This window comes from Nocardioides hungaricus, from assembly GCF_054782915.1.
In genome coordinates, this window is record NZ_BAAGRO010000024.1 from 1 (window position 1) to 18,022 (window position 18,022).

Below are 18,022 nucleotides of genomic sequence, written 5' to 3' on the forward strand. Positions count from 1 at the left end.
TTTCGCGATCCCACCAGCCACGCCACACGCCGGGCCGCACTGTCCCAAAGATCAGTGCTTCCCTAGGAGGAGACCTCCGCCCGGAACGGGTCGGCCGGGTAGACGCCGAGCACCTTGACGTCGGTGGTGAAGAACGCCAGCTCCTCGAGCGCGCGCTTCACGCCGAGGTCGTCCGGGTGGCCGTCGACCTCGGCGAGGAACTGGGTGGCGGTGAACTCCCCGCCGACCATGTAGCTCTCCAGCTTGGTCATGTTCACGCCGTTCGTGGCGAACCCGCCGAGCGCCTTGTAGAGCGCGGCCGGCAGGTTGCGCACGTTGAAGATGAAGCTGGTGACGACCGGGCCGTCGCCCGCGGGCGCCTCGACCAGCTCGCGGGAGAGGACGACGAAGCGGGTGGTGTTGTGGTCCTCGTCCTCGACGTCCTCGGCCAGGATCTCCAGCCCGTAGATCTCGGCGGCCAGCGGCGGCGAGATCGCGGCCTGGGTGACGTCGCCGAGCTCGGCGATCTCGCGGGCGGCGCCGGCGGTGTCGCCGGAGATGAGCGGGCGGTAGCCGTGCTCGCGGATGATCCGGCGGCACTGGCCGAGCGCGTGCACGTGGCTGTGCACGGTCGTGATCGTGTCGAGCGTGGTGCCGGGGACCCCCATCAGGCAGAACCGGATCCGCAGGAAGTGCTCGGCGACGATGTGCAGCCCGGAGCCCGGCAGGAAGTGGTGGATGTCGGCGACCCGGCCGGCGATGGAGTTGTCGATCGGGATCATCGCGAGCTCGGCGTCCCCGGACTCCACAGCCGCGAAGACGTCCTCGAACGACGCGCACGCCAGCGCCTCCCAGTCGGGGTAGTGCTCCAGGCACACCTGGTGGGAGTTGGCGCCGGGTTCGCCCTGGTAGGCGATGCGTCGGGTCTCGAGCGTCACGGGCGCCATGGTCCCATGCTGGCGCGCCGCTCCGGCTCCCGTCCGGCCCGCAGACCTACGGTGGGAGTGTGGAGCTCGCAACCCTCGCCGTCGCCGTCCTCGCCCTGGTGCTCGCCGCGGCGGCGGTACGCCGGAGCGCGCCCCGGAAGGGCATCGGCGTCGACGCGCTGCCCGAGGACGTGCACGGCCTGCGCCAGGAGGTCGCGGCGCTGCGGGCGGAGGGGACGGACGCGCTGCGGCATCTGGCCGTCGTGCGGTACGACGCGTTCGGCGACATGGGCGGGCACCTCTCCTGGTCGCTCGCGCTGCTCGACGACAGCGGCCATGGCGTCGTGCTCACCTCGATCCACGGCCGCAGCGACGCGCGCACCTACGCCAAGAGCGTGACCGGCTGGAGGTCCGACCAGCAGCTCTCGCCCGAGGAGGCCGAGGCGATCGACCACGCCCGCCGGCGCTGAGCCACCCCGCGGGCGGGGGCTCTCACGGCTCGAGCGTGTAGCCCACGCCCGGCGTGGTGACCAGGTGCACCGGGTGGGCGGGGTCGGCCTCGAGCTTGCGGCGCAGCTGGGCGGCGTACACCCGCAGGTAGTGGGTCTCGTGCTCGTACGCCGGACCCCACACCTCGCGCAGGATCTGCTCGCGCGGCACCAGCCGGCCCAGGTTGCGGGCGAGCAGCTCGAGGAAGGACCACTCGGTCGGGGTCAATCGCACGTCGGCGCCGTCGCGGGCGACCCGCTTGCGGGCCAGGTCGATCTCCAGCGGCCCGGCGGTCACGAGCGACTCCTCGGGCGCGGCGGCCTGCCCGCGGCGGACGGCGGCGCGCAGCCGCGCCAGCAGCTCGTTCATCGCGAACGGCTTGGTCACGTAGTCGTCCGCGCCCAGGTCGAGCGCCTCGACCTTGTCCTCGCCGTGCTGGCGCGCGGAGAGGACGACGATCGGCACCGACGTCCAGCCGCGCAGGCCGGCGATCACCTCGGTGCCGTCCAGGTCGGGCAGGCCGAGGTCGAGGACGACGACGTCCGGGTGCTCGCTCGCGGCGGCCGCCAGCGCGGATCGGCCGTCGGCCGCGGTCACGACCTCCCAGCCGTGGGCGCGCAGGTTGATCGCGAGCGCGCGGGCCAGCGCGGGCTCGTCGTCGACCACCAGCACCCTGCTCACGCGACCGCCCGCGGGATCGACACGATCATGGTCAGCCCTCCGCCCGGCGTGTCCTCCGCGGACAGCGTGCCACCCAGCGCCGACATCAGCCCGCGCGCCACGGCGAGCCCGAGCCCGAGACCGCCCGGACTGGTGTCGTCGAGCCGCTGGAACGGCTCGAACATCCGCTCCCGCTGCTCGGAGGGTACGCCGGGACCGCGGTCGACCACGAGCACCTCGACAGTCTCGGGCAGCACGTGCGCGAGCACCCGCACCGGCTCTCCCGCGCAGACGCGGACCGCGTTCGCGACCAGGTTGGCGACGACCCGCTCGAGCAGGCCGGCATCGGTGCGCACCAGCGGCGCCGACTCCTCGACCTCCAGCGACACGGCGCCGGGCGGGTGGCCGGCGACGGCGAGCGGCAGGATCTCCTCGAGACTGCGGTCGCGGAGCGCCGGATGCACCAGCCCGGACTGCAGACGGGAGAGGTCGAGCAGGTTGTCGATGAGCCGCTCGAGCTGCGCGGTCGACGACTCGACCGCGTCGACCAGCTCGCGCTGCCCGGCCGGGTCCACCGAGCCGGAGACGAGCCCGTCGACCGCCGTACGCATGGTGGCCAGCGGGGTGCGCAGGTCGTGGGAGACCGCGCGCAGGATCGCGGTGCTGGTCGCCTCGGCCCGCTCCAGTGCGGCGGCCCGCTCGTCGCGCTCGCGCAGCCGCCGGTACTCCAGCACCAGGCCGGTCTGCACCGCGAACCCCTCCAGCACCCGCCGGTCGCTGGCCCGCAGCGGCTCGCCGCGGAGCGCGATCACATGGTCGTCGTCGACCGGCACCCGGGTGTCGCCCTCGTCCGGCGCGCACGCCGGGTCGGCGCCGCTGGCGGCCGTCACGGTCCAGCCCGCCGGGCCGCGGGAGAGCAGCGACACCGCCCGCTGCCCGAAGGTCTCCCGCAGCCGGGCCACGATCGCCTCCGCGGTGTCCTGACCGGTGAGCACCGACCGCGAGAGCGAGCCGAGCGTCGCGGCCTCGGTGCGGGCGCGGACCGCGTCCGCGGCCCGTCGCGACGCCCGGTCGACGACGGTGGCGACGCCGACCGCGACGGCCACGAACACCAGCAGGGCGGCGAGGTTCTCCGGCTCCGAGATCGTCAGCCGCCCGGTCGGCGGCGCGAAGAACCAGTTCATCAGCAGGAAGCCGCCGAGCGCCGCGACCAGCGCCGGCACCAGTCCGCCGACCAGCGCGACCAGCACGGTGACCGCGAGGAAGAGGAGTACGTCGAGCGGCAGCTGGTCGGGGTCCTGCACTCGCCGGAGCACGATCGTGAGCAGCGCCGGCAGCAGCGCCGCGAGCACCAGCCCGGCGACCTGCCGTCGCCTGCTCAGCGGCGAGGCGTACCAGCGCGGCCGGCCGGCCCGCGCGCCCGCCTCGTGCGTGACGAGGTGGACGTCGATCGACCCGGCGAGGGAGGCGATCCGCTCGCCCGTCGTACCCGCGAAGAGCCGGCGCAGCCGCCCGTGCCGGGACACGCCGACGACGATCATCGTGGCGTTGGCGCCGGTCGCGAAGTCGACCACGGCCCGCGGCACGTCCTCGCCGACGACCGAGTGGAACGAGCCGCCGAGCGCGTCGGCGAGCCGCTGCGCACGGGCGACCCGGCGCTCGTCGGGGTCGGCGATGCCGTCGCTGGCGATGACGTGCACGGCGACCAGCTCGGCGCCCGCCGCCCGCTGGGCGAGCCGGGCGCCGCGGCGCAGCAGGGTCTCGCTCTCGGCTCCGCCGGTGACCGCGACCACGATGCGCTCCTTGGCCGGCCACGGCTGCTCGATCCGGTGCGCGCGGCGGTAGTCGCCGAGCGCGGCGTCGACCCGGTCGGCCAGCCACAGCAGCGCGAGCTCGCGCAGCGCGGTGAGGTTGCCGACCCGGAAGTACGACGTCAGCGAGGCGTCGATCTGGTCGGCCCGGTAGACGTTGCCGTGCGCCATCCGGCGGCGCAGCGCGTCGGGGGACATGTCGACGAGCTGGATCTGGTCGGCGGTGCGGACCACCTCGTCGGGCACGGTCTCGCGCTGGCGGACGCCGGTGATCCGCTCGACCTCGTCGTTGAGCGACTCCAGGTGCTGGATGTTGACGGTGGTGATCACGTCGATGCCGGCCCGGCGGATCAGCTCGACGTCCTCCGCACGCTTCTCGCGCACGCTGCCCGGCACGTTGGTGTGCGCGAGCTCGTCGACGCAGACGACCGCCGGCCGCCGCGCGATCACGGCGTCGGTGTCCATCTCGGTGAAGGTGGTGCCGCGGTGGGAGACCTCCCTCCGCGGGACCACCTCGAGCCCCTCGACCATCTCGGCGGTGTGCTGCCGGCCGTGCGTCTCGACGTACCCGACCACGACGTCGGTGCCCCGCTCCGCCCGCCGCCGGGCCTCGCCGAGCATGGCGTAGGTCTTGCCGACGCCGGGCGCGGCGCCGAGGTAGACCGTCAGCCGCCCCCGGCGCTCCTCCATGGTCACGATCCTGCCAGCAGCGCCACCGCGATGTTGAGCTCGAGGACGTTGACGCGCGGCTCGCCGAGCACGCCCCAGGTCCGTCCGGACGTGTGCTCCGCGACCAGGTCCCGCACCTGCTGCTCGGTCAGCCCGTTCGCCGCCGCGACGCGGGGCACCTGAAGTGCGGCGTACGCCGGGGAGATGTCGGGGTCGATGCCGGACGCCGAGGCGGTCACCGCGTCGGGCGGTACGTCGGACGGGTCGGCGCCCTCGCGCTCCGCGATCGCCGCCCGGCGCTCCTCGATGGCGGCCACCAGGTCGGGGTTGTTCGGCCCGAGGTTGGTGCCGTAGGTGCCGAGCAGGTCGTAGCCGTCGCCGGCCGCGGACGGCCGGTTCTGGAACAGGTCGTCGCGATCGCCGACCTGCCCGACGATCGCCGAGCCGACGGCCTTGCCCGCGTCGGTCGTGCGCTCGCCCGAGTCGGTGACCAGCGAGCCGTTCGCCTGCCAGGGGAAGGCGACCCGGGCGACACCGGTGATCGCCAGCGGGTAGGCGATCCCGACCAGCACGGTCATCGCGACCAGCACGCGCAGGCCGGCCAGGCTGTGGCGGAACAGGGTATAGAGGTCCTTCATCGTCTTCTCCTAGAGACCCGGGATCAGCGAGATCACGAGGTCGAGCAGCTTGATCCCGAGGAACGGCGCGATCAGGCCGCCGACGCCGTAGATGAGCAGGTTGCGGCGCAGCAGCGCCGTCGCCGAGGACGGCGTGTAGCGCACGCCGCGCAGCGCGAGCGGGATCAGCGCGACGATGATCAGCGCGTTGAAGACGACCGCGGAGACGATCGCCGACTCCGGGCTGGACAGCCGCATGATGTTCAGTGCGTCGAGGTCGGGGAACGCGACCACGAACATCGCCGGCAGGATCGCGAAGTACTTCGCGACGTCGTTGGCGACCGAGAACGTCGTGAGCGCCCCGCGGGTGATCAGCAACTGCTTGCCGATCTCGACGACCTCGATCAGCTTGGTCGGGTCGGAGTCGAGGTCGACCATGTTGCCGGCCTCCTTGGCCGCGGTCGTGCCGGTGTTCATCGCGACGCCGACGTCGGCCTGGGCGAGCGCCGGCGCGTCGTTGGTCCCGTCGCCGCACATGGCGACCATCCGGCCGCCCTCCTGCTCCTGGCGGATCAGCGCCAGCTTGTCCTCGGGCGTGGCCTCGGCGAGGACGTCGTCGACGCCGGCCTCCCGCGCGATCGCGGCCGCGGTGACCGGGTTGTCGCCGGTGATCATCACCGTGCGGATGCCCATCGCCCGCAGCTCGTCGAACCGCTCCCGGATGCCCTCCTTGACGACGTCCTTGAGGTGGACGACGCCGAGCAGTCGGTCGCTGTCGGCCACGACCAGGGGCGTGCCGCCGGTCGAGCTGACCTGCTCGACCAGCCGGTCGAGCTCCGGACCGGTCCGGTTCGCCCACGCGGTCACCGCGGACCCGGCGCCCTTGCGGATCTGCCGGACGCCTTCCTCGGGCAGGTCGATGCCGCTCATCCGGGTGGTCGCGGTGAACTCCACGAGCGTCGCGCCCGCCGGCACCTCGCCGGCACCACCCACCAGCGCCACGATCGAGCGGCCCTCGGGCGTCTCGTCGGCCAGCGAGGACAGCAGGGCGGCCTCCGCCAGCTCCTCCGGGCTCACGCCGGGGAGCGGCAGCAGTTCGACGGCCTGCCGGTTGCCGTGCGTGATGGTGCCCGTCTTGTCCAGCAGGAGTACGTCGACGTCGCCCGCCGCCTCGACGGCACGGCCGGACATGGCCAGCACGTTGCGGCGGACCAGCCGGTCCATGCCCGCGATGCCGATCGCCGAGAGCAGCGCGCCGATCGTGGTCGGGATCAGGCAGACCAGCAGCGCGGTCAGGACGAGCGGGGACTGGTGGGCGTTGCTGTAGCCGGCGACGAAGTAGAGCGAGGCGCAGACCACGACGAAGACCGCCGTGAGCGCCGAGAGCAGCACGTTGAGCGCGATCTCGTTCGGCGTGCGCTGCCGCTCCGAGCCCTCGACCAGCGCGATCATCCGGTCCACGAACGACTGGCCGGGGTCGCTGGTGATCCGCACGACGATCTCGTCGGAGAGGACGACGGTGCCGCCGGTCACCGCCGAGCGGTCGCCGCCGGACTCCCGGATCACCGGTGCGGACTCGCCGGTGACGGCGGACTCGTCGACCGACGCGACGCCCTCGATCACGTCGCCGTCGCCCGGGATCCGCTCGCCGGCCGCGACGACGACCACGTCGCCGGCCCGCAGATCCGTGCTGGCGACGACGTCGAGGCCACCGTCGGTACGGCGCCGGCGCGCGGTCGTCTCCCGCTGGAGCGCCCGCAGGCTGGCGGCCTGGGCCCGGCCGCGGCCCTCGGCCACGGACTCGGCGAGGGTGCCGAAGAGCACGGTCAGCCACAGCCAGGCCGTGACGATCCAGCCCATCGTGCTGGGGTCGAGGACCGACATCACCGTCGTGGCGGCCGCGCCGACCTCGACGACCAGCAGCACCGGCGTACGCACCAGCTCGCGGGGGTCGAGCTTGCGGACGGCGCCCGGGAGGGCGCCTCTGACGTCGAAGGTGTTCACGAGAGGGACTCCACGATCGGGCCGAGGGCGAGCACGGGCACGTAGGTCAGGCCGACCACGACCACGGCGACGCCGGAGAGGAGCGCCACGAACAGTGGCCGGTGGGTGGGCAGCGTGCCCGCGCTCGGGGGCAGCTGCCGCTGGGTCGCGAACCGCCCCGCGAGGGCGAGGACGAGCACGATCGGCAGGAACCGGCCGATCAGCATCAGCAGCCCGAGGAGCGTGTTCCAGAACGGCGTCCCGGAGGTGAGCCCGCCGAACGCCGAGCCGTTGTTGTTGGCCGCCGAGGTGACGGCGTACAGCGCCTCGGAGAGGCCGTGCGGCCCGGACTCCTGGAGTCCGGCCAGGCCGGCCGGGGCGGTGATCGCGACCGCGATGCCGGCGAGCACGAGGATCGGGGTGGCGAGCACGTAGAGCGCGACGAGCACGATCTCGCGCCGGCCGACCTTCTTGCCGAGGTACTCCGGAGCGCGGCCGACCATCAGCCCGCACAGGAAGACCGTGACGATCGCGAGCATCAGCATGCCGTAGAGGCCCGAGCCCACCCCGCCCGGCGCGATCTCGCCGAGCATCATGTTGAACATCGCGACCCCGCCTCCGGGGGCGGTCAGCGAGTCGTGCATCGCGTTGACCGCGCCCGTCGACGTGCCCGTGGTGGCAGCCGCGAAGAGGGCGGACCCCGCTTCGCCGTACCGCACCTCCTTGCCCTCCATCGCCGCACCGGCGGCGGCCGGCGCGAGGCCCGGGCCGGCCAGCTCCGCCCAGGTGAGCAGGGTGGTGGCGACCACGAGGAGCAATGCCATGACGGAGAGGATGGCGGTGCCCTGGCGGCGGTCCTTCACGATCAGGCCGAACGCCCACGCCATCGCGAACGGGATCGCCAGCATCAAGAAGATCGCGAACAGGTTGGTGAACGGCGTCGGGTTCTCGAACGGGTGCGCGGAGTTGACGTTGTAGAAGCCGCCGCCGTTGGTGCCGAGCTGCTTGATCGCCTCCTGGCTCGCGACCGGCCCGCCGGTGATCACCTGGCGGCCGCCGGCGAGGGTCTCGACGGTGCGGTTGCTCGACAGGTTCTGGATCGCGCCGAACGCGACCAGCACGACCGCCGCGACGGCCGCGATCGGCAGCAGCACGCGGACCACGCCGCGGACCAGGTCGGTCCAGAAGTTGCCGACCCGGCCGTCGTGCCGCGAGCGCGTCAGCCCGCGGGCGAACGCCGCGGCGACCGCCATGCCGACCGCTGCCGAGGCGAAGTTCTGCACGGTCAGGCCGGACATCTGCATGAGGTGGCCGACGGTGACCTCGCCGGAGTACCACTGCCAGTTCGTGTTGGTCACGAAGCTGACCGCGGTGTTCCACGCGCCGTCCGCGGGCAGGGCGGGGAAGCCCAGGCTCAGCGGCAGGCGCTGCTGGAGCCGCCCGATCGCGTAGAGCGCCAGAACGCCGACCAGTGAGAAGCCGAGCACCGACATGGCGTAGGTCCGCCAGTGCTGGTCGGCGTCGGGGTCGAGGCGCAGCAGCCGGTACGCCGCGCGCTCGATCGTCAGGTGTCTCCCGGTCGTGTAGACGTGGGCGAGGTAGCGGCCCAGCAGCGGCACCGCGACGGCCAGCGCGACCACCAGCACGGCGATCTGGCCGAGGGCGGGAGCGAGACCGCTCATCGCGACCGCCCCCGATCCAGGACGCCCGCCAGCAGCGCGAGCAGCGCGAAGACCGCCAGGGTCAGGAGCAGGTAGATGACATCGGACACGCCCCAGTCATAGGCCGCTGCCCGCCGTACCCACACCGGTCTTGACGCTTCCCTGACGGGGCCTCGTCGCTTCTTGTCGCTGATTTGACGCCGACTCGGCGCAACTTGCCCGTCAGGAGATGCCGACTCGGCACTCAGCGCGGGACGCGCACCAGCACCCGGCCGTGGACGCAGGTCATCCGCAGCTCCCTGCCCGGGCCGACCGAGTCGCCGTCGAGCTGGCGGGGGGTGTCGACCGCGGCGCGGACGACGATGGTGTGGCCGGTCATCCGGTTCACCAGCTCGTCGGTGCGCGGCCGGCGGGCGAGCACCCGGTAGGCGAGCGGCACCCAGGAGAGGAACCTCCGCGGGTGCAGCAGTACGACGTCCAGCACGCCGTCGTCGAGGACGGCGTCGGGCAGCAGCGGCATGCCGGCCTGGAGGAAGCCGACGTTGCCGACGACGATCGTGCGGGCGCGGTGCCGGGTGAACGGGCCCCCGTCGACGGAGACCTCGACCCGGACGGCGGGGAACATCAGCGACTTCAGCGCGGACAGCACGTAGGCCAGCCAGCCGACCCGCTTCTTGATGTCCTCGTTGACGCCCTCCATGATCGCGGCGTCGAAGCCCATGCCGGCCATGACCATGAAGTGGGTGTCCTCGAAGCCGTCGCCCGACACCTCCACCATGTCGATGGCCCGGTCCTGGCCGGTGAGCGCGACGTCGATGGCGGCGCGCAGGTAGAGCGGGATGTCGAGGTTGCGGGCGAGCAGGTTGCCGGTGCCGGCGGGGATGATCCCGACCGGGATGCCGGTGCCGGCGAGCTCGGCGCACACCTCGCGCACGGTGCCGTCGCCGCCGCACACCAGCACCAGGTCGGCGCCGGCCACGGACGCGGCCTCGGCCATGCCGGTGCCCGGATCCTCGACGGTCGTGTAGTGCCAGGACGGTGTCGACCAGCCGGCCTCCGCGGCCATCGCGTTGACGGTCGACTCGAACTGGCCGACGTCCTCGACCTTGACCGGGTTCAGCACCACGGCGATCCGACGCTCGGAGACGTAGACCTCCGGCAGCGGCTCCACGCTCGCCGCGTGGCTGCGCGGCAGCGGGCTGTAGCAGGCGATGCCGAGCAGCAGCACGCCTACGCCGAGGAGTACGCCGCCGACCACGTCGCTCGGGTAGTGCCGGCCGAGCAGCACCCGGTCCAGGCACACCAGGATGACGACCAGCGCGACCCCGGCGTACGCCGCCCGGCGCAGGTTCGCGCGCCGGACCAGCATCGACGCCAGGATGATCACGATCCCGCCGAGGGCGACCGCCGACGAGGCGTGCCCGGAGGGGTAGGCGTGGCTGGTGAGCAGCGCCTCCGTGCTCTGCCACGGCGGCCGGTCGCGATCGATGAGGTTCTTGATGATCGTGGTGCTGATCGAGGTCGCGATCATCACGCCGGCGGTGAGGAAGGCGGCCCGGCGATGCCTGCGGAAGAGCAGCGCGAACAGCACGACGGTGCTGAGCGCCATGCCGATCGTGCCGAACAGCACCTCGACGACCCGCAGCACGTCGTGCAGCCAGGAGACGTCGGTCGCCCACGCCTGGGTGCCCTCGCCGCGGCCGTCCAGGTCGACCAGCCAGGCCCACTCGGCGGCGACCCCGACGGCGAGCAGCCCGACCGCCGCGAAGCAGACGACGGCCCACGTGAGCACGGTGGCGCGGGGTCGGTCGAGCATGGTGGGAAGTATGCCGGGCATCCCCTCGGCGAGGCCCCGATAGCCTTGCCGGCATGATCGACCCGCGCATCCTCCGAGACGACCCCGACCGCGTCCGCGCCGCCCAGGCCAAGCGCGGCCTGTCCGGCGAGGTCGTGGACCGGGCGCTCTCCGCGGACGTGGCGCGGCGCGCGGCGATCGCGGGGTTCGAGGCGAAGCGCGCGGAGCAGAAGCAGCTCGGCAAGCAGGTCGCGCAGGCGCAGGGCGAGGAGAGGCAGGAGCTGCTGGCCCGCACCAAGGCGCTCGCCGCCGAGGTGAAGGAGGCCGAGGCCGCCCAGGGCGCGGCCGAGTCAGAGTGGAACGCCGCGATCATGGACATCCCCAACCTCGCCGCCGAGGAGGCGCCGTCCGGAGGCGAGGACGACTACGTCGTACTCGAGACCGTCGGGACCGTCCCGGAGTTCGACTTCGAGCCGCGCGACCACGTCGAGCTCGGCCGGATGCTGGGCGCGATCGACCTGGAGCGTGGCGCGAAGGTGTCCGGCTCGCGCTTCTACTTCTTCACCGGCGTCGGCGCCCGCCTGCACCGCGCGCTGGTCAACCTGGCCATGGACCAGGCCGCCGAGCACGGGTTCGTCGAGGTGGTGCCGCCCTCCCTGGTCAAGCCGCGGGCGATGGAGGGGACGGGCTTCCTCGGCCAGGCCGCCGACGACGTCTATCGGATCGAGGGCCAGGACCTCTACCTCGTCGGCACCTCGGAGGTGCCGATGGCGGCGTACCACTCCGACGAGATCCTCGACGCCGGCTCGCTGCCGCTGCGGTACGCCGCGTTCAGCCCGTGCTTCCGCAAGGAGGCCGGCTCGCACGGTAAGGACACCCGGGGGATCTTCCGCGTGCACTGGTTCGACAAGGTCGAGATGTTCGTCTACACGACCGTCGAGGAGTCCTACGCCGAGCATCAGCGGCTGCTGGGCTGGGAGAAGGACTTCCTGGACAAGCTCGAGCTCGCCTACCGGGTGATCGACGTCGCCGCGGGGGACCTGGGGACCTCCGCGCAGCGCAAGTTCGACTGCGAGGCATGGATCGCCTCGCAGCAGCGCTACCGCGAGCTGACGTCGACCTCGAACTGCACCGACTTCCAGAGCCGCCGCCTCGACACGCGGATGCGCGGTGACGGTGGTACGACGCCGGTGGCCACCCTCAACGGCACCCTGTGCTCGACCAACCGGCCGATCATCGCGCTGCTCGAGACGCACCAGCGGGTCGACGGCTCGGTGCGGGTGCCCGAGGCGCTGCGCCCCTACCTCGGCGGCCTCGAGGTGCTGGAGCCGGTCGTCTCGTGACGACCGACTGGAAGCCGCGCCTGGTCGCCCTCGACATCGACGGCACCATCTTGAAGTGGGTCGAGGGCGCCGGCGTGACCCACGAGGAGATCTCGCCCGCCGTCCACGCCGCGGTCCACCGCGCCCTCGACGCCGGCGCCCACGTCGTACTGGCCAGCGGCCGGTCGCCGCACGGCATGGCGCCGATCGCCGACCTGCTGGACCTGCCCGCGGCCGCGGCGGACCGGCTCTGGATCGTCGCGTCCAACGGAGCGGTCGTGTTCCGCTACCCACCGCTCGAGGTGGTGCACGAGGAGACCTTCGACGCGCGCCCGGCCGTCCACGCGATCCTCGAGCGCCACCCGTCGGCCCTGGTCGCCGTCGAGGAGCGCGGGGTCGGCTACCGGGTCAGCTCGCACTTCCCGAAGGGCGAGCTCTCCGGCGAGATGATCGTGACCGAGCTCGACGAGCTGCTCGTCGACGAGGTGAGCCGCGTGATCATCCGCGACCCCGAGTCGACCGCCGACGAGTTCGTCGCGCTGGCCGGTGAGCTCGGCCTGCACGGCACCAACTACGTCGTCGGCTGGACCGCCTGGCTCGACCTCGCGCCGGTCGGCGTCTCCAAGGCCTCCGGGCTCCAGTACGTCGCCGACCAGCTCGGCATCGACGCGGCCGACGCGCTCGCGGTCGGTGACGGGCGCAACGACCTCGAGATGTTCGCGTGGGCCGGGCGGTCGGTCGCGATGGGCCAGGCGATCCAGGTCGTCGTCGACGCGGCCGACGACGTGACCGGCAGCGTGTACGAGGACGGCCTCGCCACCGAGCTGTCCCGCTGGTTCCCGGCGTGAGCCTGCCCGACCACATCGCCACGGAACGGCTCCGCCTGCCGCTGTGGACCGCCGCCGACGTCGCCGCGATCCGCTCCGGCCAGCGGCGCGAGGGGTGGCACCCGGACTACCCGCGGCCCGACGACGTGGCCGCGGCCGCGCTGTGGCGCGCGGGCGACACCTGGGCGCCGCGCCACGTCGTCCGCGGCGTGACCGCCCTCGGCTCGATCGGCTTCTTCGGCCCGCCCGAGCCGGCCGCCGACGGCGTCTCGGAGGTGGAGGTCGGCTATGGGCTGGTCGCCGAGGCGCACGGCTACGGCTTCGCGACCGAGGCGCTGACGGGCGTGCTGGCCGAGACCGACGCGCTCGGCGTCCGCGTGCGCGCGAGTGTCGAGCCCACGAACTCCGGGAGCATCCGGGTGCTCGCCACGTGCGGCTTCACCGACCTGCGCGGCACGACCGAGGACGGCGAGCTGGTCATGGTGCGACCGCTGTGAGGCTGGTCGCCACCGACCTCGACGGCACCCTGGTCCGCAGCGACGGCACCGTCTCGCCGTACACCGCCGGCGTGCTCGCTCGGGTCGAGGCGCTCGGCGTCCCGGTCGTCTTCGTGACCGGCCGGCCGCTGCGGTGGGCCGAGGAGGTCTTCGAGCATGTCGGCGAGCACGGCCTCGCGGCCGTCAGCAACGGCGCGCTGGTCTGGGACGTCGCCCGGCACCGGCCGCACCTGGAGCGGCCGATCGACCCCGGGCTCGGGCTCGCGGTGTGCGACGTCATCCGGGACGCCATCCCCGGCTCGGCCTTCGCGGTGGAGACGCTGGACGGCATCGGGCTGGAGCCGGCGTTCCGCGAGCGGCACCCGGTGCCCGCCGGCTCCCGCCGCGCGCCGGTCGAGGAGCTCCTCGACCGGCCGCCGCTCAAGCTGCTGGCGCGGCACGAGGAGCTCGCCCCCGAGGAGTTCTGGGACGCCGCCGAGGCGGTCGTCGCGGGCCGGCTGGTCATCACCTGGTCCTCGACCACGTCGTTGCTGGAGATCAGCGCGCCCGGGGTGACCAAGGCCTCGACGCTGGCGCTGCTGTGCGCGGACCTCGGGATCGACGCCGCCGACGTGGTCGCCTTCGGCGACATGCCCAACGACCTGCCGATGCTCGCGTGGGCGGGCACGTCGTACGCGATGGCGAACGCCCATCCGACCGTGCTGGCGGCGGCCTCGCACACCGCCCCGCCGAACGACGAGGACGGCGTCGCGACGGTGCTGGCTGGTCTCCTCGGCCTCTGATCGCTTAGATGGAGGGCGTGCTGACCCGACGACTGCTCGCGCTCGCGCTGCTGGTCGCCGGCCTGCTGGCCGGGACCACGACTCCCGCGACGGCCGAGGGGTGTCGGCCGATGGGCGACACACTGGAGCGGCAGACCATGCGCGCGGACGCGGTGTTCAGCGGGGTCGTGGCCGGCCGGGAGAGGGCCGGCTCGACCGTGACCTTCTCGGTGGACGTGGACCTCGTCTACAAGGGCGACGTCGGCGAGCGGGCGAGCATCGAGACGCCGCGCAAGCTCTGCGCGCTCCCTGCCTTCGAGGCGGGTGACGAGGTGCTCTGGTTCGCGAACAAGGACGGCGACCGCGTGCTCGCGGCCCGCGGCGGCGGTACGACGAGCGCGTCCCCTGCCCACCTCCGGCGGGTCGAGAGCCTGCTCGGCCCCGGCACCTCGGCGACCCCGCCGGAGCCGGCGACCGCCACCTTCACGATGGTCGCCGGCGAGAAGACCGCGCTGAGCCGGCTGGCCGCCCCCGGCGTCGCGCTGGTCATCGTCGGCCTGCTCGGCCTGCTGCTGGTCGCGGCGCTCGGCCGGCGTCGAGCCTAGCTGGGGAGCATCGGTGGCAGGGATCCCCGGCTGACCGGGGATCCCTGACGTTGTCAGGCGTTGCAACCCCTGACAACGTCAGGAGTCCCCGGCTGACCGGGGATCCCGACGGCCGACGAATCCCAGCCGTTGCCAAGGCCGAGAACCGCGGGGAGGTCGAGCGCCTAGAGGTACATGCCCCCGGTGCCCTGCTGCGGATGCTGCTCGCCATCCTGCCCCGGGCCGCCCGGCATCGACATGCCCTGCGACATCCCCTGGGGCAGCGCCTTGCGGATCTGCTCGAACTGCGCGCGGGCGGCCATCTGCTGGGCGTAGATCGCGGTCTGGATGCCGTGGAAGAGCCCCTCCAGCCAGCCGACCAGCTGGGCCTGGGCGATCCGGAGCTCGGCGTCCGAGGGCGTCGAGTCCTCGGTGAAGGGCAGCGAGAGCCGCTCGAGCTCCTCGACCAGCTCGGGGGCCAGGCCCTCCTCGAGCTCCTTGATCGAGACCTGGTGGATCTCCTTGAGCCGGTTGCGGCTGGCGTCGTCGAGCGGTGCGGAGCGCACCTCCTCGAGCAGCTGGCGGATCATGCTGCCGATCCGCATCACCTTCGCCGGCTGCTCCACCAGCTCGGTGACCGACCGCTCCTCGTCGCCGGCGTCGTCCTGCGCGACCGCCATCGGCTGACCGTCCGGGCCGATCACGACGACCTGCTGCTCCTCGCTCATGAAGCCCACCGTATCGGTCAGAGGGTGAGCAGGATCTTCCCGCTGTGCTCGCCGGACTCCATGAGCGCGTGCGCGGCGGCGACCTCCGCCAGCGGCAGCGCGCCGTGCACGACCGGCCGCACCAACCCCTCGGCCACCAGTGGCCAGACGTGCTCGACGACCGAGGCGCAGATCGCGGACTTCTCCCCGACCGGGCGCGAGCGCAGCGCGGTCGCGATCACGGCGCCGCGCTTGCGGAGCAGCTTGTTGATGTCGAGCTCGGCCCGGGTGCCGCCCTGCATGCCGATGATGACCAGCCGGCCCTCGGTGGCGAGCGCGTCGACGTTGCGGTCGAGGTACGCCGCGCCCATGTTGTCGAGGATCACGTCGGCGCCGCGGCCGGCGGTCGCCCGCCTGGTCTCCTCGACGAAGTCCTGCTCCCGGTAGTCGACCGCGACGTCGGCGCCCAGCGCCAGGCAGGCCGCCCGCTTGTCCTCGGTGCCGGCGGTCGTCACGACCATTGCGCCGAGCTGGTGGGCGAGCTGGATCGCGAAGGTCCCGATGCCGCCCGCGCCGCCGTGCACCAGCAGCGTCTCGTGCGGCTTCAGGCCCGCGACCATGAACACGTTCGACCACACCGTGCAGGCCACCTCCGGCAGCGCGGCCGCGGTGACGAGGTCGACGCCGGCGGGGATCGGCATCAGCTGGCCGGCGGGTACGGCTACCCGGGCGGCGTACCCGCCCGCGGCGAGCAGCGCGCACGCCTCGTCGCCCACCGACCAGCCGGCCACGCCCTCGCCGACGGCGGAGACGGTGCCGCTGCACTCCATCCCGAGTACGTCGGACGCACCCGGTGGGGGAGGGTAGAACCCCTGTCGCTGCAGCAGATCCGCGCGGTTCAGGGCCGCGGCGGCGACGTCGAGCACCACCTCGCCCGGACCCGGCTCGGGGTCGGGCGCCTCGGCGACGGACAGGACCTCGGGGCCACCGGCCCCGTCGGCGATCACGGCACGCATGTGCCCAACCCTAGGGAGTCAGTCCTCGTCGTACTCGTCCTCGGTGTGGTCGACCGCGCTGTCGTCCGGCACCTCGTCGTCGACGTCGTCAGGGTCCGGCGCGTCCGCGGGCCGGTCCCAGCCGTCGGCGAGCCGCTGCGCCTTCGCGGCCAGCGCCTCCAGCTCCTCGGGGTCCGCGTCCTGGGAGCCCGCCGCGTACCCGAGCAGGAAGGTCGTGATCGGCGCGGCCGGCCGGGCGACGCTGTGCGCGGCCACCCGGGCCAGGTCCAGCACCAGCCCCTCGTCGACCTCCGTGTCCACCTCGAGGACGTCGGAGAGCTCGTCGATCCAGTCGTGGAGGTTCACGGGAGCCAGATTTCCCGGAACCGATGTGACTCCGCAACCCCTTACAGATCCCGCAGGTCCGCCCAGGTGTCGACGTCGCGGCCCTCGTCGCCGACCGGCGGCAGCTCGGCCAGGTCGAGCGCCGCCAGCAGCCGGTGGATCGCCATCCCGTGCTGCCTCTCGTGGTCGGGTCGTACGGCGTCGAGCCGGTCCGCGTCCAGCACGCCGGCGAGCTGCCGGCGACCGCCGGCGTCGGCGAGGAACGCGCCGTCGTGTCCCGCGGCGGCCTCGTGCAGCCGCCGGAACGTCCACGGGGTCACCCGCGGCATGTCCACCGCGAGCACGCCGAGCGTCCGGGGCCGGCGCACCAGGGCGTCGTACCCCGTCAACAGGGCGGCGACCGGACCGCCGAAGCGTGGGCTCTCCCGGCAGAACGTCACCGGCCGGGTGGTCGGCACCGGGTCGCCCACCACCACGACCTCGTCGGCGTCGAGGAGCGCGTTGATCGCGTGCTCGAGCAGCGAGAGTCCGCCGTGCTCGACCGACGCCTTGTCCGCGCCGTCCATGCGCACGGCCCGACCCCCGGCCAGCACGATCGCGGCGAAGGACATGTGTGGCAGTCTCGCACCGTGGCCAGCCTGCGAGTCGCCCTCGTCCAGCACGCGTCCGGCCTGGAGCCGGACGCCAACCGCGCGCTGCTCGACGAGCTCACGCCGTCCGGCGCCGACCTCGTGGTCTTCCCCGAGGCGTTCGCGCGCGACTTCGGCGAGGCCGGCTCCGACGTCGGCCCGTACGCCGAGGAGCTCCGTGGCCCGTTCGCCGCCGAGGTCGGCCGGGTGGCCGGCGAGCGGGGCACGACCGTGGTCGCCGGGATGTTCGAGCGCGGCGCCGACCCGGACCGGCCGTTCAACACGCTCGTCGTGCGCGGCGCCGCGGCGGCGTCGTACCGGAAGATCCACCTCTACGACTCCTTCGGCTACCGCGAGTCCGACCGACTGTCCGCCGGGGCGCTCGACCCGGTGCTGGTCGACGTCGCAGGCTTCCGGGTCGGGCTGATGACCTGCTACGACCTGCGCTTCCCCGAGCTCGCCCGGCGGCTGGTCGACGAGGGCGCCGAGGTGCTCGTGGTCCCGGCGGCCTGGGTGGCCGGGCCGCGCAAGGTCGAGCACTGGCGCACCCTGGCCCGGGCGCGGGCGATCGAGAACACCGTGTTCGTCGTCGCGGCCGGTCAGCCCGGACCGCGCTACAGCGGCCACTCGCTGGTCGTGGACCCGCTCGGGGACATGCTCGCCGAGGCCGGCGAGGGGCCCGAGGTGCTGTCGGCGGAGCTCGATCGGGAGATCCTCGCCACGGCCCGGAGGACCAACCCCTCGCTGGCCAACCGGCGTCTGTAG

The 18,022-nt window shown here is 73.3% G+C and carries 18 protein-coding genes; 7 read left to right on the top strand and 11 right to left on the bottom strand.

All coding sequences use genetic code 11. The features are described from left to right. Positions 1-62 precede the first annotated feature (62 nt). Positions 63-926: a prephenate dehydratase gene (locus ACYVKX_RS10775; protein WP_460831867.1), complete on the bottom strand. Its 864-nt coding sequence runs from the start codon at positions 924-926 to the stop codon at positions 63-65. A gap of 59 nt (positions 927-985) precedes the next feature. Between ACYVKX_RS10775 and ACYVKX_RS10780 the strand changes: the two genes are divergently transcribed. After that, a complete protein-coding gene (locus ACYVKX_RS10780; protein WP_460831869.1) occupies positions 986-1,375 on the top strand; it encodes a DUF4446 family protein in 390 nt (129 codons plus the stop codon). Between the two features lie 22 nt (positions 1,376-1,397). Here the strand turns inward: ACYVKX_RS10780 and ACYVKX_RS10785 are convergent, their stop codons facing one another. The 6 genes from ACYVKX_RS10785 to ACYVKX_RS10810 form a co-directional block, all read right to left on the bottom strand. Further along, complete coding sequence (locus ACYVKX_RS10785; RefSeq protein ID WP_460831871.1) at positions 1,398-2,075, bottom strand: response regulator; 678 nt, start codon at positions 2,073-2,075, stop codon at positions 1,398-1,400. Continuing rightward, complete coding sequence (locus tag ACYVKX_RS10790) at positions 2,072-4,555, bottom strand: DUF4118 domain-containing protein (protein WP_460831873.1); 2,484 nt, start codon at positions 4,553-4,555, stop codon at positions 2,072-2,074. Before ACYVKX_RS10790 ends, ACYVKX_RS10785 begins: the two co-directional genes overlap by 4 nt. A 2-nt stretch (positions 4,556-4,557) precedes the next feature. After that, positions 4,558-5,172: a potassium-transporting ATPase subunit KdpC gene (gene kdpC, locus ACYVKX_RS10795; protein WP_460831876.1), complete on the bottom strand. Its 615-nt coding sequence runs from the start codon at positions 5,170-5,172 to the stop codon at positions 4,558-4,560. A 9-nt stretch (positions 5,173-5,181) separates the two neighbouring features. Then, on the bottom strand, positions 5,182-7,155 hold the full coding sequence (gene kdpB, locus ACYVKX_RS10800; protein ID WP_460831879.1) for a potassium-transporting ATPase subunit KdpB: 1,974 nt from the start codon (positions 7,153-7,155) through the stop codon (positions 5,182-5,184). Then, positions 7,152-8,816, bottom strand: coding sequence for a potassium-transporting ATPase subunit KdpA (gene kdpA, locus ACYVKX_RS10805; protein WP_460831883.1), 1,665 nt, complete (start codon positions 8,814-8,816; stop codon positions 7,152-7,154). Before kdpA ends, kdpB begins: the two co-directional genes overlap by 4 nt. Positions 8,817-9,039: 223 nt before the next feature. Next, positions 9,040-10,611: a bifunctional phosphatase PAP2/diacylglycerol kinase family protein gene (locus ACYVKX_RS10810; RefSeq protein WP_460831887.1), complete on the bottom strand. Its 1,572-nt coding sequence runs from the start codon at positions 10,609-10,611 to the stop codon at positions 9,040-9,042. A gap of 53 nt (positions 10,612-10,664) precedes the next feature. On the opposite strand from ACYVKX_RS10810, the gene serS reads away from it, so the two are divergent. The 5 genes from serS to ACYVKX_RS10835 are packed head-to-tail and all read left to right on the top strand — an operon-like array spanning position 10,665 to position 14,602. After that, entirely contained in the window at positions 10,665-11,933 is a 1,269-nt protein-coding gene (gene serS / locus ACYVKX_RS10815) for a serine--tRNA ligase (protein ID WP_460831889.1), read from the top strand. Beyond that, positions 11,930-12,760, top strand: coding sequence for an HAD family hydrolase (locus ACYVKX_RS10820; protein ID WP_460831891.1), 831 nt, complete (start codon positions 11,930-11,932; stop codon positions 12,758-12,760). Before serS ends, ACYVKX_RS10820 begins: the two co-directional genes overlap by 4 nt. Next, positions 12,757-13,236, top strand: a complete 480-nt coding sequence (locus tag ACYVKX_RS10825; RefSeq protein ID WP_460831895.1) for a GNAT family N-acetyltransferase — start codon at positions 12,757-12,759, stop codon at positions 13,234-13,236. Before ACYVKX_RS10820 ends, ACYVKX_RS10825 begins: the two co-directional genes overlap by 4 nt. Continuing rightward, the gene (locus ACYVKX_RS10830; protein WP_460831897.1) at positions 13,233-14,018 is read left to right on the top strand and encodes a Cof-type HAD-IIB family hydrolase; all 786 of its coding nucleotides are present in this window, start codon (positions 13,233-13,235) and stop codon (positions 14,016-14,018) included. The genes ACYVKX_RS10825 and ACYVKX_RS10830 overlap by 4 nt, the downstream gene beginning before the upstream one ends. Before the next feature lie 17 nt (positions 14,019-14,035). Then, positions 14,036-14,602 carry a hypothetical protein gene (locus tag ACYVKX_RS10835; RefSeq protein ID WP_460831900.1) on the top strand — a complete coding sequence of 189 codons (567 nt, stop codon included), beginning with the start codon at positions 14,036-14,038 and terminating at the stop codon, positions 14,600-14,602. A 164-nt stretch (positions 14,603-14,766) separates the two neighbouring features. Here ACYVKX_RS10835 and ACYVKX_RS10840 read toward each other — a convergent pair whose 3' ends face one another. The 4 genes from ACYVKX_RS10840 to mobA are packed head-to-tail and all read right to left on the bottom strand — an operon-like array spanning position 14,767 to position 17,239. Beyond that, positions 14,767-15,309 carry a bacterial proteasome activator family protein gene (locus ACYVKX_RS10840; protein WP_460831904.1) on the bottom strand — a complete coding sequence of 181 codons (543 nt, stop codon included), beginning with the start codon at positions 15,307-15,309 and terminating at the stop codon, positions 14,767-14,769. Positions 15,310-15,326: 17 nt separating this feature from the next. Further along, positions 15,327-16,304, bottom strand: a complete 978-nt coding sequence (locus ACYVKX_RS10845; RefSeq protein WP_460831906.1) for an NAD(P)H-quinone oxidoreductase — start codon at positions 16,302-16,304, stop codon at positions 15,327-15,329. An 18-nt stretch (positions 16,305-16,322) separates the two neighbouring features. Next, positions 16,323-16,649 (bottom strand): DUF6457 domain-containing protein, encoded by a 327-nt coding sequence (locus tag ACYVKX_RS10850; protein WP_460831909.1) that lies wholly within the window; start codon positions 16,647-16,649, stop codon positions 16,323-16,325. A 41-nt stretch (positions 16,650-16,690) separates the two neighbouring features. Then, a complete protein-coding gene (mobA, locus tag ACYVKX_RS10855; protein WP_460831911.1) occupies positions 16,691-17,239 on the bottom strand; it encodes a molybdenum cofactor guanylyltransferase in 549 nt (182 codons plus the stop codon). Positions 17,240-17,257: 18 nt separating this feature from the next. Between mobA and ACYVKX_RS10860 the strand changes: the two genes are divergently transcribed. After that, on the top strand, positions 17,258-18,022 hold the full coding sequence (locus tag ACYVKX_RS10860) for a carbon-nitrogen hydrolase family protein (protein WP_460831913.1): 765 nt from the start codon (positions 17,258-17,260) through the stop codon (positions 18,020-18,022).